General features: G+C 43.4%; 12 protein-coding genes. 10 read left to right on the plus strand and 2 right to left on the minus strand.

The window, feature by feature from the left end:
- Together J1C86_RS04880 and J1C86_RS04885 are read right to left on the minus strand one after the other, a co-directional pair.
- On the minus strand, window positions 1–1002 hold the full coding sequence (locus J1C86_RS04880; RefSeq protein ID WP_125409027.1) for a LacI family DNA-binding transcriptional regulator: 1002 nt from the start codon (window positions 1000–1002) through the stop codon (window positions 1–3).
- An 82-nt stretch (window positions 1003–1084) separates the two neighbouring features.
- The gene (locus tag J1C86_RS04885) at window positions 1085–1915 is read right to left on the minus strand and encodes an AraC family transcriptional regulator (protein ID WP_185757504.1); all 831 of its coding nucleotides are present in this window, start codon (window positions 1913–1915) and stop codon (window positions 1085–1087) included.
- A 102-nt stretch (window positions 1916–2017) separates the two neighbouring features.
- Between J1C86_RS04885 and J1C86_RS04890 the strand changes: the two genes are divergently transcribed.
- From J1C86_RS04890 to J1C86_RS04935, 10 genes are all read left to right on the plus strand, one after another.
- A complete protein-coding gene (locus J1C86_RS04890) occupies window positions 2018–4180 on the plus strand; it encodes an alpha-galactosidase (RefSeq protein ID WP_125406830.1) in 2163 nt (720 codons plus the stop codon).
- Between the two features lie 12 nt (window positions 4181–4192).
- Complete coding sequence (locus tag J1C86_RS04895; RefSeq protein ID WP_125351393.1) at window positions 4193–5452, plus strand: extracellular solute-binding protein; 1260 nt, start codon at window positions 4193–4195, stop codon at window positions 5450–5452.
- A 13-nt stretch (window positions 5453–5465) separates the two neighbouring features.
- Window positions 5466–6332, plus strand: coding sequence for a carbohydrate ABC transporter permease (locus tag J1C86_RS04900; protein ID WP_125406827.1), 867 nt, complete (start codon window positions 5466–5468; stop codon window positions 6330–6332).
- A gap of 13 nt (window positions 6333–6345) precedes the next feature.
- Window positions 6346–7179, plus strand: coding sequence for a carbohydrate ABC transporter permease (locus tag J1C86_RS04905; RefSeq protein ID WP_002912289.1), 834 nt, complete (start codon window positions 6346–6348; stop codon window positions 7177–7179).
- A 254-nt stretch (window positions 7180–7433) separates the two neighbouring features.
- Window positions 7434–8879, plus strand: a complete 1446-nt coding sequence (gtfA, locus tag J1C86_RS04910; RefSeq protein WP_125406824.1) for a sucrose phosphorylase — start codon at window positions 7434–7436, stop codon at window positions 8877–8879.
- Window positions 8880–8900: 21 nt separating this feature from the next.
- A complete protein-coding gene (locus J1C86_RS04915; RefSeq protein ID WP_125406821.1) occupies window positions 8901–10037 on the plus strand; it encodes an ABC transporter ATP-binding protein in 1137 nt (378 codons plus the stop codon).
- Between the two features lie 176 nt (window positions 10038–10213).
- A complete protein-coding gene (locus tag J1C86_RS04920) occupies window positions 10214–11392 on the plus strand; it encodes a galactokinase (protein WP_125406818.1) in 1179 nt (392 codons plus the stop codon).
- A gap of 219 nt (window positions 11393–11611) precedes the next feature.
- Entirely contained in the window at window positions 11612–13093 is a 1482-nt protein-coding gene (gene galT, locus J1C86_RS04925) for a UDP-glucose--hexose-1-phosphate uridylyltransferase (RefSeq protein WP_125409629.1), read from the plus strand.
- A 46-nt stretch (window positions 13094–13139) separates the two neighbouring features.
- Complete coding sequence (gene galE / locus J1C86_RS04930) at window positions 13140–14141, plus strand: UDP-glucose 4-epimerase GalE (RefSeq protein ID WP_002912295.1); 1002 nt, start codon at window positions 13140–13142, stop codon at window positions 14139–14141.
- A 348-nt stretch (window positions 14142–14489) separates the two neighbouring features.
- Complete coding sequence (locus J1C86_RS04935; protein ID WP_125406812.1) at window positions 14490–15080, plus strand: CDP-archaeol synthase; 591 nt, start codon at window positions 14490–14492, stop codon at window positions 15078–15080.
- The last annotated feature ends 12 nt before the right edge of the window (window positions 15081–15092 follow it).

Consider the following 15092-nt stretch of genomic DNA (forward strand, 5'->3'; position numbering starts at 1 on the left):
TTAAAGGCTGCTTTCTCTTAGTGTCAGCTTGGTAGAGAGCTTGATCATGTAAGGGATGGGGCTTTCGTCTATTTTGATCAACTGGTCCAGCATCTGCAGAGCTTGCTTGCCCATTTCCTCTGTAAAGACTGTCACAGTACTGAGAGGCGGATAGACGTATTTGGCAATAGATGTATCATTAAAGGAAATAATCTGGACATCTTGGGGAACAGCTATTCCCGCTTCCTGAAGAGCACGAAGGGCACCGACTGCCAGAGCATCGCTGGCAATGAAGAATGCTTGGGGCATCTGTTCCTTTTGTTGGTCAATCATGTCTTTCATCAGCTGGTAGCCAGACTCTGAGGAGAACTTGCCGATCTTGACATAGGCCGGCTGATAAAGGCCTTTGTCACTAAGGTAACGGCAGAAGCAGGCCAAGCGCGGATCATCAAGACTTGTCGTTCCGTCTGTAGTCTCTTCACGTCCAGCAATCATCCCGATTTCTCGAATGCCCTGCTGAAGAAAATGGTGGAGAACATGAGTAACGGCATGCTCAAAGTCCGTTGTCACACAGCTGTGGCCTTGGTCGAGCGTATCGCTGTCCACGAAAACCAGGGCAGGACTGTATTGCTCCAGCTCCTTGACTTGCTTGGTGCTGAATTTTCCGATGGCAATGATGCCGTCAATCTGTTCTAGCTGGCTCAGAGAGTCGTTGTTGAAAATACGCACGATATCATAGCCCAGTTCCTGGGCTTTCTTTTCAATACCTAAGCGGATGGAGTAGTAGTAAAGATCATCCAGCTCTTCCAGCTCTGTGTACCATTCAACGATAGCGATGCGATGGGTATGAGGTGCAGTCTTTTTCTGCCTTTTACTTTTTTTGTAGTTGAGCTGTTCAGCGATATCGAAAATCTTCTTACGCGTCTCATCGCTGACAGACATGGACTTATCATAGTTCAAAACCCTCGAAACAGTTGCGGGAGAAACACCAGCAGTCTGGGCGATATCTTTGATAGTAGCCATTTGATTTGGTCCTTTTCAATTTACTGTCTACATAAATTATAACTCAAAAATTAGTAAATAACAAAGATATTTTTAGTAAAACTTAACTTTGTTCTCGAAATGAACTGGGTGAAAAGCCAAAATATTTTTTAAAAGCCTTTGAAAAGTAAAGGGGATCTGAGAAACCTACAGAATAGGCGATAAATTGGACAGGCTCACGGGTGCTTTTGAGGAGTTGTTTAGCTCGATGCATTCGGACATATTCCAGATATTCTTTAGGTGAGCTTTGGTGCTCCTCCTTGAAAATGGTTGTTAGATAGCTGCGATGAACGGACAACTTAATTGCCATATCTTGAATGCTGAGGTTAGGATTGGGATATTGAGTGTCAATTATCTGCTTGCAAGCTAGATAGAGTTGCTGGCTTGCAGATAGGGTATTCGCTTGGGGCTTATAGGCAACGCTGCCCAAGTGAAAGATGAGTTCATAAAGTTGGCCCATAATGTGGAGTTGAGCTAGTTGGTTAGATTTGGTCTGCTCGGCGAAGTAAACCAAGTTCTCAACAATTTTCCCAATCCTATCTGTTTTTCGTTCCTGGTTAGCAAGTAGGTAGCAGTCTTCGGCAATCTGAGAGTGATTGAAGTAGTCATAAACCCTACCGCCAGTCATTCCCAGCCAGTAGTAGGACCAAGGTTCTTCTTTGTCAGCCTGATAAAAGGTAAGTTCATTTGGCTTGAGCAGAAAGAGATCTCCAGCTCTTAAATCGACAATTTTTCCTTTGTAATGAAATTGACCTTTCCCCTTGTTAACGTAATGAAGTACATAGGTATCTCTAATTGCTGGCCCAAAAGAGTAGTTAGGAGTGCACTCTTCGTATCCGTAAAAGCTAAGTGCAAGATCAATTGTTCCTGTTTGGTATTCTGAAAAAACAAGCATATTTTGCCTCCTACCTAACATTTTACCATATTTCCCTAACATAATTCTATTTTGGGAAGCGATTTCATAAGGTAAAATATTAGTAAATATGGAGGTTCAGAAATGGCTATCAAAATAGACAAACATCTATTCTACATCAATACAAAAAATTCCAGTCTTATCATTGAGGAAAGGGATGGCTACCTTTTGCTTAAACACTTAGGCAGAAAAATCGAATCCTATCATTTTTCCAATACAGTATTTGAGCGAGATCATGCATTTTCTGGTAATCCGAGGTCGAATGAGCGGAGTTTTAGCTTAGATACCCAGCGGCAGGTTTTGGGTCAGCATGGTTTAGGAGACTTTCGGCAACCTTCTCTGCAAGTCCAACATGCTAATAATGAAGTAACAGATTTTCGGTTTGTTGAGAGTCAGCTGATTAAGGGAGGTTTGGAAGTTCCAGGACTGCCTAGCACTCACAGTACAGAAGATGCAGAAACACTGGCCTTTATTTTAGAGGATGCAGTAGCTCACTTACGTCTCACTCTCTATTACACAGCTTTTGAAGATAGCAATACTATTGCAACCTTTACTAAGCTGGAAAATATCGGTAGAGAGACAGCAGTCATACATAAGAACTTGAGCTTAATGGCAGATTTGCCGGCAAGTACTTATGATGTGATTAGTTTACAGGGAGCTTATGCTAGGGAAAAAACAGTTCGTCGTCACAAGCTAGAACAGGGAATTTTTAAAATAGCTTCTAACCGAGGAGCTTCTGGTCACGCGCAGACTCCAAGCCTTATCCTTTGTGATAGTGAAACGACGGAAGAGGCTGGTCAAGTTTGGGCAATTCAGCTCCTTTATAGCGGAAACTTTGAAGCTTGGATTCAGCAAAATCAGTTGAATGAAGTTCGGCTAGGTATCGGTATCAATGAAGATAACTTTGCTTGGAAACTGGAAGCGGGGCAGACGTTCTATAGCCCTGTTGCTCTGTTGAATTATTCGGCTCAGGGTTTGACTGGTCTTAGTCACGAGAGCCAAGCTTTTGTTCAAGAGCATATCATTCCTAAAGCATTTGCGAAGCGAGAGCGACCAATTTTAATCAATAACTGGGAAGCAACTTACTTTGATTTCAAAAAAGAGAAGTTGCTAGAGTTAGCAGATGAGGCGCAGAAAGTTGGTATTGAGCTCTTTGTTCTCGATGATGGCTGGTTTGGCAACCGTTTTGATGACAATCGGGCTCTGGGTGACTGGTTTGTCAATGAAGATAAGCTAGGTGGCAGTTTGACAGAGCTCATAGCAGAAGTTCATAGCAGAGGATTGCAATTTGGTTTATGGGTTGAGCCAGAAATGATTTCCGTAGACAGTCAGCTTTATCGGGCACATCCAGACTGGGCTATTCAAGTACCTGATCGGGATCATACTTACTCTCGCAATCAACTTGTATTGGATTATGCTAATCCAGATGTGGTAGCCTATATCAAAGAAATACTGGATCAGCTGTTGAGTCAGCACGATATTGACTACATAAAATGGGATATGAATCGTAATATTACCAATCTTGGGAATGGCACTAACTATCTGGCGACCAAAATGCAGTCGCATAAGTATATCTTGGGGCTTTATGAAATTGTAAAATATTTGACAGAGAAATATGAGGATATTTTATTTGAGTCCTGCTCAGGTGGTGGTGGACGAAATGATCTTGGTATGATGCGGTATTTCCCTCAAGTCTGGGCTAGTGATAATACCGATGCCATAGCTCGTTTGCCAATCCAATATGGGTCTTCTTATCTTTATCCGACTATTTCAATGGGTGCCCATGTGTCGGCAGTGCCTAATCATCAGATGGGACGAATTACTCCGCTGGCAACTCGTGGTCATGTTGCTATGATGGGAAATCTGGGGTATGAGCTTGATTTGACTAGTTTATCAGATGAAGAGAAAGCGGCGATTGCAGACCAGGTGAAGTTGTATAAAGAATTACGGCCAGTGGTCCAGTTAGGGCGTCAGTACAGACTAATCAATCCAGATGTTGGCTCCAATGAAGCAGCAGTTCAATTTAATTATGAAGATCAAACGATTGTAACCTATGTCCGAGTCTTATCAGTTGTGGAAACAATGGAAACAACCTTGAAACTAAAAGACTTAGAGGAAGAAGGGCTTTACGAGCTGCAGGGAAATGGCGCAGTTTACTCTGGTGCAGAACTCATGTATGCTGGTATCACTATGAATCTTCCGCAAGGAGATTATCTTAGCAGACAGCTGCATTTTATTAAAAAATAAGGAGGCTAGATCATGAAATGGTATAAAAAGATGAGCTTAGCTGCTATTACAGGACTGTCCCTTTTGGGGCTGTCAGCTTGTAGCAGCCAAGGGGAGTCAACAGATGGTAAGGTAACGATTGAGTATTTCAATCAGAAGGGTGAAATGGTTGATACCCTTCGTGAGATTGCAAAAGACTTTGAAAAAGAAAATCCGAATGTGCATGTGAAAGTGGTGAATGTCCCTAACGCTGGGGAAGTACTCAAAACTCGTGTTCTAGCTGGAGATGTTCCTGATGTTGTCAATATCTATCCCCAGTCTATTGAATTGCAAGAATGGGCTAAAGCTGGGTACTTTGAAGATTTATCTAATAAAGATTATCTCAAGCGAGTTAAGAATCATTACGCAGATAAATATGCGATAGATGGAAAGATTTACAATATCCCTTATACTGCTAATGCTTATGGTATCTATTACAACAAGGATAAATTTAAAGAACTGGGATTGAAAGTTCCAGAGACTTGGGAGGAATTTGAGGAATTAGTTGATACGATTATAGCAAAAGGGGAAACACCTTTTGCCATTGCAGGAGCAGATACTTGGACCTTGAATGGTTATCATCAGTTGGCTCTTGCCACTTCTACAGGTGGCGGTAAGGAAGCGAATGATTACCTACGTTTTTCCAAGCCAAATGCCATCAAGTCCTCAGATTCAGTACTTAAAGATGATTTCAGACTGTTAGATTTATTCCGCAAAAAAGGAGCCATGCAAACCAACTGGCAGGGAGCGGGCTATACTGATGTTGTCGGTGCCTTCGCTAGAGGCGATGCCCTGATGACTCCAAATGGTTCTTGGGCTATCACAGCAATCAATGCGCAAGATCCTAAGTTTAATGTTGGAACTTTCCCTTTCCCTGGAAAGCAAAAAGGACAAAGCTTGACCATTGGAGCAGGAGACCTAGCTTGGTCTATCTCGTCAAGTAGTAAACACAAGAAAGAAGCCAATGCTTTTGTTGAATATATGTCACGTCCAGAAGTTATGCAGAAATATTATGATGTGGACGGCTCACCAACAGCTATTGAAGGTGTCAAGGAAGCTGGGTCAGATGCACCGCTTGCCGGTCTTGCTGAACTAGCATTTACAGACCGACACCTCGTTTGGCTAGCTCAAGACTGGACCAGTGAAAGTGATTTTTATACCTTGACTGGGAATTATATTACAACTGGAGACAAAGAGGATATGGCGAAAGCACTAAATGCCTTCTTCAATCCGATGAAAGCAGACGTAGAGTAGGAGTAGATCTACTATGAAAAAATTGATTGAGAAATATTGGGGCTGGCTCTTTGTCCTAGTTCCCCTTGTACTACAGGCTGTATTCTTCTATGTGCCCATGTTTCAAGGTGCCTTCTACAGCCTGACAAACTGGACTGGTTTGACCTATAATTATAAGTTTGTCGGACTCAATAACTTTATGCTCCTCATGAGCGATCCTAAGTTTATGAACGCGATAGGCTTTACATTGATCATTACTATTTGTATGGTGGTTGGTGAGATTATGCTGGGAATCTGGATAGCACGAGCTCTCAACTCGAAGATAAAGGGGAAAACTTTCTTCCGAGCTTGGTTTTTCTTCCCCGCTGTTCTATCTGGATTGACCGTGGCTCTTATCTTTAAGCAACTTTTCAACTACGGATTGCCAGCTTTAGGGAATTCCTTAGGAATTGAATTTCTTAAAACCAGCCTTCTAGGAACGAATGGCGGTGCAATCTTTGCAGCAATCTTCGTCTTGCTTTGGCAAGGGGTAGCCATGCCTATTATCATCTTCTTAGCTGGTCTTCAGTCTATCCCGACTGAGATTACAGAAGCAGCTCGAATTGATGGAGCTAGCAGCAAACAAATTTTTTGGAAGGTGGAACTTCCTTATCTGCTACCAAGCGTTTCCATGGTCTTTATCTTGGCTCTAAAAGGTGGTTTGACTGCATTTGACCAGGTCTTTGCCATGACAGGCGGCGGTCCGAATAATGCGACCACCTCTCTAGGACTTCTGGTATACAACTATGCTTTTAAGAGCAATCAATTTGGTTATGCCAATGCCATTGCTGTTATCTTGTTTCTCTTGATTGCGGTTATTTCTATTATCCAGTTGAGAGTGTCTAAGAAATTTGAAATCTAAGAGGAGAAGCCCGATGAAAAATGCAGAAAGAAAAGCTAATTTTAGTAAATATATCTTGCTAACACTGGGGTCTATTATCATTTTAATTCCACTCTTAGCAACGATATTCAGTTCCTTTAAGTCTACCAAAGACATCGTTAATAATTTTTTCGGATTTCCAACTCAACCGACCTTAGAAAATTTTCAACGCCTTTTGGCTGATGGTATCGGAGGCTACTATTGGAATTCAATTGTAATCACGGTTCTATCTTTGGCTGTTGTCATGATTTTTATTCCCATGGCTGCTTACTCTATCGCTCGTAATATGTCTAAGAGAAAAGCTTTTGGTATTATGTATACGCTTTTGATTTTAGGGATTTTCGTTCCTTTTCAAGTTATCATGATTCCTATTACAGTTATGATGAGTAAGTTAGGACTAGCCAACACTTGGGGATTAATTATCCTCTATCTGGCTTACGCTGTTCCACAGACTCTCTTTCTCTATGTAGGCTACATTAAGATTTCCATTCCAGACAGTCTGGATGAGGCAGCAGAAATTGATGGTGCTGGAAAGTTTACAACCTATTTCAAGATTATCTTTCCTATGATGAAACCCATGCATGCGACAACCATGATTATCAATGCCCTCTGGTTCTGGAATGATTTCATGCTTCCTCTCTTGGTACTCAATAAAGACTCCAAGATGTGGACTCTGCCACTCTTCCAATATAACTACACAGGTCAATACTTTAATGATTATGGACCGAGCTTTGCTTCTTATGTTGTTGGGATTATCACCATTACTATCGTTTATCTCATCTTCCAGCGCAATATTATTGCTGGAATGAGCAATGGGGCAGTGAAGTAAGCTCAAGATACAAAGACTGTAAAAAGCTCACAGTGCATACAAAGGCAACCACATCCATAAACTACTGAATTAGTAACGGCTGTAGAAAAATAGGGAATCCGAAAAAAAGCTTCAGCTTCTTGGAAGATTCATCTTTCGCACAAAGCTTAGGGCATGTCCTATTAGGCGTACTGGAGTGGAAACCGAGCTAAGGGATAGAAAACCTAAAACCGCTAGGAAAGGATATAGAAGACAAGATTTTAGAGGAGAAGACTATGGCTATTCAAAATAAGACCATGCTGATTACTTACTCAGACAGCCTGGGGGAGAATTTAAAAGATTTATATGACAATTTAGAAAAGCATTTTGGTGATGCGGTTGGAGGAGTGCATTTGCTTCCTTTCTTCCCATCAACTGGTGACCGGGGATTCGCCCCAGTAGACTATGAAGAGGTTGATTCAGCCTTTGGGGACTGGGAGGATGTAGAAAAGCTGGGCGAGAAATATTATCTCATGTTTGACTTTATGATCAACCACATCTCACGCCAGTCTAAGTATTATAAGGATTTTCAGGAAAAGAAGGATCAGAGTGAGTATCGTGACCTCTTTCTCAGCTGGGATAAGTTTTGGCCAGAAAATCGTCCGACGCAAGCTGATGTTGATTTGATTTATAAGCGTAAGGATCGTGCACCTAAGCAAGAAATCGTCTTTGCAGATGGAAGCACCGAGTATCTGTGGAACACCTTTGGTGAAGAGCAGATAGATCTAGATGTTCGCAGTCAGGTAACTAATGATTTCATCAAGAAAACGTTGCGTCAACTGTCAGAGCATGGCTGTGATCTGATTCGTTTAGATGCATTTGCCTATGCAGTCAAAAAGTTAGATACCAATGATTTCTTTGTTGAGCCAGAAATCTGGGAACTCTTAGAAAAAGTCCAGCAGCAAGCGGCTGAGTTTGGGACGGATATTTTACCAGAAATTCATGAGCATTATTCTATTCAGTTCAAGATTGCAGAGCATGGCTACTTTGTCTATGATTTTGCACTGCCGATGGTAACTCTTTATTCTCTATACAGTGGTAAAGCAGAGCGTCTAGTCAAGTGGCTGGAAATGAGTCCTATGAAGCAATTCACAACACTGGATACCCACGATGGTATTGGGGTTGTTGATGTTAAGGATATTCTGACTGATGAAGAAATTGACTTTGCGACCAATGAACTATATAAGGTCGGGGCCAATGTCAAGCGTAAGTATTCCTCAGCTGAGTACAATAATCTGGACATTTACCAGATTAACTCGACTTACTACTCAGCCTTGGGCGATGACGACAAGAAGTACTTCATTAGCCGTTTGATTCAGGCTTTTGCTCCAGGGATTCCACAGGTCTATTATGTTGGTTTCTTAGCTGGGAAAAATGACCTTGAACTGCTAGAAAACACTAAGGAAGGCCGCAATATCAACCGTCATTATTACAGTAATGAGGAGATTGCTGAAGAAGTAAAGCGTCCAGTTGTGCAAGCCTTGCTCAAGCTTTTCAGTTACCGCAACCAGTCTGCTGCCTTTGACCTAGATGGCACTATTGAAGTGAATCTATTGGATGAAAATAGCCTCCGGATTGTCCGTAGCAATGCAGATAAATCAGTCATAGCTCAAGTAGTTATTAACCTCAAAGAATTGACATATAGCGCGAGTGAAAATGGCCACGCTATCACTTTTGAATAGAGATAAGAAAAGAGAAGAAGAATGGTAGAATTAAATCTGAAAAATATCTATAAAAAATATCCCAACAGCGACCACTACTCAGTGGAAGACTTCAATCTAGATATCAAGGACAAAGAATTTATCGTCTTTGTCGGTCCGTCTGGTTGTGGAAAATCAACTACACTGCGTATGATTGCAGGTCTTGAGGACATCACAGAAGGAACTGCCTCTATTGACGGTACAGTGGTCAATGATGTGGCGCCAAAAGACCGCGACATCGCCATGGTCTTCCAGAACTATGCCCTTTACCCACATATGACTGTCTACGACAACATGGCCTTTGGTCTCAAGCTGCGCAAGTACAGCAAGGAAGATATTGACAAACGAGTTAATGAAGCAGCAGAAATCCTAGGTTTGAAGGAATTCTTGCAACGTAAGCCAGCTGATTTGTCTGGTGGTCAGCGTCAGCGGGTAGCTATGGGACGCGCAATCGTTCGGGATGCAAAGGTTTTCCTTATGGATGAGCCTTTGTCTAACTTGGATGCTAAGCTGCGTGTTTCTATGAGGGCAGAGATTGCCAAGATTCACCGCCGTATCGGGGCAACAACTATCTATGTTACCCACGACCAGACTGAAGCTATGACTCTGGCTGATCGGATTGTTATCATGTCAGCGACCAAGAATCCTGCTGGAACTGGAACGATTGGTCGAGTGGAGCAGATTGGTACTCCTCAGGAAGTCTATAAACATCCGGCAAATAAGTTTGTTGCCGGCTTCATTGGCAGCCCAGCTATGAACTTCTTTGAAGTGACACTGGAAGATGGCCGTCTTGTCGGACCAAACAGAGACTTCAGTCTCCAAGTCCCAGATGGCAATCTTAAGGGGTTGCGGGAGAAGGGCTATGAAGGCAATAAGTTGATTTTTGGTATTCGTCCGGAAGATATCAACACGGAACCAGCCTTTCTGGAAACCTTCCCCGAGTCGGTTCTAACTGCGAAGATTTCTGTTTCTGAGTTGCTTGGAGCGGAGTCTCACCTCTACTGTGCGGTTGGTGGCAGTGAGTTTGTTGCCAAAGTTGATGCACGTGATCATATGAATACCGGAAGCAGTATTAAACTTGGCTTCGACCTAAACAAGGCGCATTACTTTGATGCTGAGACGGAAGACAATATTTTCTAATCTATTGCTCCTTATAAAATAATCCAGACAGATTACTGTTTGGATTTTTACAAAAAATCTATCTATAAAATTAGTAAAATTTTACTAAATTTATTGAAGTTTTACTAGAAAATAGTTATAATAAAGATAAGAAAACGATTACAATATCGATTATTTATTTTAAAGGAGTTTAGCTTATGTCAAATGTCATTTCAGTAGAGCAAGTCCGCGCAGATTTTGCCAAGGTTTTTGGAGTAGAAGCGGATCACACTTTCTTTTCACCCGGTCGGATTAATCTGATCGGTGAGCATACGGACTATAACGGCGGCCATGTCTTTCCTGCTGCGATTTCTCTAGGAACTTATGGAGCGGCTCGCAAGCGGGACGATCAGCTCTTGAGATTCTTCTCAGGGAATTTTGAAGAAAAAGGGATTATTGAAGTGCCGCTGGAAAACCTGCACTTTGAGCCTGAGCATAACTGGACCAACTATCCGAAAGGAGTTCTGCATTTTCTGCAGAAGGCAGGTTATACGATTGACCGAGGCATGGATGTCTATGTTTATGGAAATATTCCGAATGGTTCCGGCTTGTCGTCTTCTGCATCGCTAGAGCTCTTGACAGGTGTCATTGCTGAGAAACTCTTTGATTTGCAGTTGGAACGTTTGGACCTAGTGAAAATCGGTAAATTAACTGAGAATGAATTTATCGGGGTTAATTCTGGCATTATGGACCAGTTTGCTATCGGAATGGGAGCTGACCAGCGCGCTATTTACTTAGATACCAATACTCTTGAGTATGATTTGGTGCCGCTTGATCTTAAGGACAATGTCGTAGTGATTATGAATACCAATAAGCGTCGGGAGTTGGCGGATTCTAAGTACAATGAGCGTCGAGCGGAGTGCGAAAAAGCTGTTGAAGAGCTGAACCGCAAGCTGTCTATCACTACCTTGGGTGAGTTGGACGAGTGGTCCTTTGACGAGTATAGCTATCTGATAGAGGACGAAAATCGTCTCAAACGGGCTCGCCATGCTGTTTTGGAAAATCAACGCACTTTGCAAGCGCGGGCAGCTTTGCAGGCAGGCGATCTTGACAAATTCGGCCGTCTCATGAATGCGTCCCATGTTTCTTTAGAGCATGACTATGAAGTGACTGGTCTAGAGCTGGACACCTTGGTTCACACGGCCTGGGAGCAAGAAGGTGTTCTGGGGGCTCGTATGACTGGAGCAGGCTTCGGTGGCTGCGCCATTGCTTTAGTTGCTAAGGATGCGGTGGAATCTTTCAAAGAAAATGTCGGCCGCAAATATCAGGAGGTTGTCGGCTATGCCCCTAGCTTTTATATTGCAGAAGTAGCTGGCGGAAGTCGAGTGCTGGACTAAATCACAGAAAAGGAACTTGGGTCTGGGACAAAAGTCCTAGCCTCTCAATTGTCTTTGGATTGTCGAGCAAGACGCAGTGGTTGAGTGGGCTCTATTACGCTGATTTCATCAGCTTTTACAGCCCTAATCAACTGTGCGGAGGTGGGACGACGAAATCGAATTCTAACGAATTACCGATTTCTGTCCCACTCTCTTTACTAGCAAAAGAAAGGAAGATCTATGTCCAAGAAGTTACTGACTGCTTTTGTATCTGCAGTGATTGACAATAGTACTTTTGAAGAAATGGACACCATCTATCTGAGCAATCGTGTCATGGCTCTAGTTGGAGAGACAGTGGCAGAGGAGGAGACTGAGGCTGAGCAGCTAATTGACCTTAAGGATGACTTGGTAGCTGTGGCTGTGAAGAATGGGAAGATTGGCGATACTCTGGCTGAGCAGGATATACTGGGAGCTGAGCTCATGAACTTAATCACACCTGCCCCTAGCCAGCTCAATCGGGACTTCTGGACGACTTATTCCTCCAATCCTGAGCAAGCTGTAGCTGATTTTTACCAGCTTAGTCAAAAGAATGACTATATCAAGGTCAAGGCCATTGCTAAAAACATTGCTTTCAAATCGCCAACTGAATATGGAGATTTGGAAATCACCATCAATCTCTCTAAGCCAGAAAAGGATCCCAAGGAAATTGCGGCAGCTAAAAAGGTTAAGAATAGTAATTATCCAGCCTGCCAGCTCTGCATGGAAAACGAAGGCTACCAAGGTCGCTTGGACCACCCAGCCCGTGCCAACCATCGGATTATTCGATTTGACTTGGTTGGACAGGAGTGGGGCTTCCAGTATTCGCCCTATACCTACTTTAATGAGCATTGCATCTTTCTGCACAGCCAGCACCTTCCTATGTCCATCAGCCGGCTGACCTTTGAGCGCCTGCTGAACATCGTTGAGACTTTTCCAGGCTATTTCGCAGGATCCAACGCCGATTTGCCTATTGTCGGTGGCTCTATCCTGACCCACGACCACTATCAGGGCGGACGTCATACCTTCCCTATGGAAATGGCAGAGCTGGATTGCAGCTTTACTTTTAGCGGATTTGAAGAGGTGGAGGCAGGCATTGTCAAGTGGCCCATGTCCGTCATTCGTCTAAGGTCTGAGAAAAAGCAATTGTTGATTGAGTTGGCAGACAAGATCTTGCAAGCTTGGCGGACCTATTCTGACCCGAGTGTGCATGTATTGGCAGAGTCTGAGGGTGAACCGCATCATACCATCACACCGATTGCCCGCAGGAAAGATGGATGTTTTGAGCTGGACTTGGTTTTGCGGGACAATCAAACTTCCGCAGAACATCCGGACGGCATTTACCACCCTCATAGAGATGTTCAGCATATTAAGAAAGAAAATATCGGCCTGATTGAGGTTATGGGACTGGCTATTCTGCCGCCTCGGCTCAAGGAAGAACTCAAGCAGGTGGAACTTTTCTTGCTGGGAGATGACTGTCAAGTCGCTGCCTATCATAGGGATTGGGTCAATCAACTCAAAGACCAGAATCCAGATGTTACCGCTGAGACGGTGGAAGGAGTAGTTCAGGCATCGGTTGGACAAATTTTCAGCCGTGTGTTGGAAGACGCGGGAGTTTACAAGCGAACAGAGGAAGGGCAGGAGGCTTTCATGCGCTTCGTCCAATCCGTCGGCATCCAGCCCTAGGAAATGTGTTATAATGAATCTAGCGTAACAGGGAAAGGAAGGTTTTATGGCAATTTTAGTATTAGGTGGAGCTGGCTATATCGGCTCGCACATGGTTGACCGTTTGATAGCAGCAGGTAAGGAAGAGGTAGTCGTTGTTGATAATTTGGTGACTGGTCATCGGGCAGCCGTCCACCCGCAAGCAGTCTTTTATGAGGGGGATTTGGCGGATAAGGACTTTATGCGTGATGTCTTTGCTAAGCATCCATCCATCGATGCAGTCATTCACTTTGCAGCCTTTTCACTGGTGGCAGAGTCTATGGCGGACCCGCTCAAGTATTTTGACAATAACACATCCGGTATGGTTTCTCTTTTGGAAGTCATGCAGGAATGCGGCGTTAAAAACATTGTCTTTTCTTCAACCGCTGCGACTTATGGCATTCCTGAGGAAGTGCCGATTCTGGAAACGACCCCGCAAAAGCCGATTAATCCTTATGGTGAGAGCAAGCTTATGATGGAGACCATTATGCGTTGGGCAGACCAGGCCTATGGCATTAAGTTTGTAGCCCTGCGTTATTTCAATGTGGCGGGTGCCAAGCCCGACGGCTCTATTGGCGAGGACCACGGACCTGAAACTCATCTCTTGCCCATTGTGCTTCAAGTGGCTCAGGGCAAACGTGAGAAGATTGCCGTCTTTGGCGACGACTATGATACTCCAGACGGCACCAATGTCCGCGATTATGTCCATCCTTTCGACTTGGCTGACGCCCATATTCTGGCTGTCGAGCATCTGCGTTCTGGACATCCTTCAGATGCCTTTAACCTTGGCTCTTCGACTGGTTTTTCCAATCTGCAGATTGTAGAAGCCGCCCGCAAGGTGACCGGACATCCTATTCCTTTGGAAATAGCAGAGCGGCGCCCAGGGGATCCGGATACACTGATTGCTTCCTCTGAAAAAGCAAGAAATGTTCTGGGCTGGCAGCCGAAATTTGACAATATCGAAACCATTATCGAAACTGCTTGGAAATGGCACTCAAGTCATCCAAATGGTTACGATGATAGAGGATAAACTGACAAACCAGCTAGAAAGGCTGGTTTTTTACTTTGAATTATAAAACCCTTCTTTACAAATTTTTAAAAGCATTTTATAATAAAAAGAAGATTGATTGACATATTATCTGAAATCTTGTTTAGTTGCTACTAACTCTTAGTATGTCTTAAAAAATCAGGTAGTTACAGATGCGACGGGAAGCAACATTTTAGAATAACGAATTTTTGTATCACAATCAGATGTGACAGTTGTTGACAGTTTGTTGTGTAAGGGCTTTAGAGACTTATGATATAATGAAGCCATAAAAGTTTGAGAAGTCTCTTAATCTTTTCAAGCTGATTTTCATAAAAAGAATAGGAAATAAGTATGCGTTCGATTCTTGCCTTATATATCACCCTGATGCCGGTCATTCTGGCTGGAGTACTGAATATGATCTTTTGCAAGTCTTCACTGCTAGAGGCGGCTTATCGACCAATGGATGGTGGGTTGATTTTAAAGGATGGGAAGAGGCTTTTTGGGGCTAATAAGACATGGAAAGGTTTCCTGGGCATGATTGTCTGGGGAGCTTTGGCTCAGTTCCTTTGGGGCTTGCTCTTGAGGAGTATTCCTAGCCTAGAGAAGCTGCACTTGGTCTATGCCTTCTACGAAAATACCGTGTTGTTTAATCTGGTGCTTGGGGCTCTTTTGGGGCTAGCTTATGTTTTGTTTGAGCTGCCCAATAGCTTCATCAAGCGTCGTTTGGAAATCAGAGAGGGCAAGACGGCGGAGAATGGCTGGAAATGGACCTTTATCTGGATAGACCAGATTGATTCCTTGATTGGCTGTATTATTTTCTTACTTTTCTATATCCCTCTGTCTTGGCAACAGATATTGGGCATTCTAATCCTAGGGGCGGGTACGCATCTAGGAGTCAATCGTCTGCTCTACTGGGCTAAGCTTAGAAAAAATCGTATGTGAGATGGGAGTTTT

This window comes from Streptococcus sanguinis, assembly GCF_050220005.1.
Taxonomy (GTDB): Bacteria; Bacillota; Bacilli; order Lactobacillales; family Streptococcaceae; genus Streptococcus; species Streptococcus sanguinis_Z.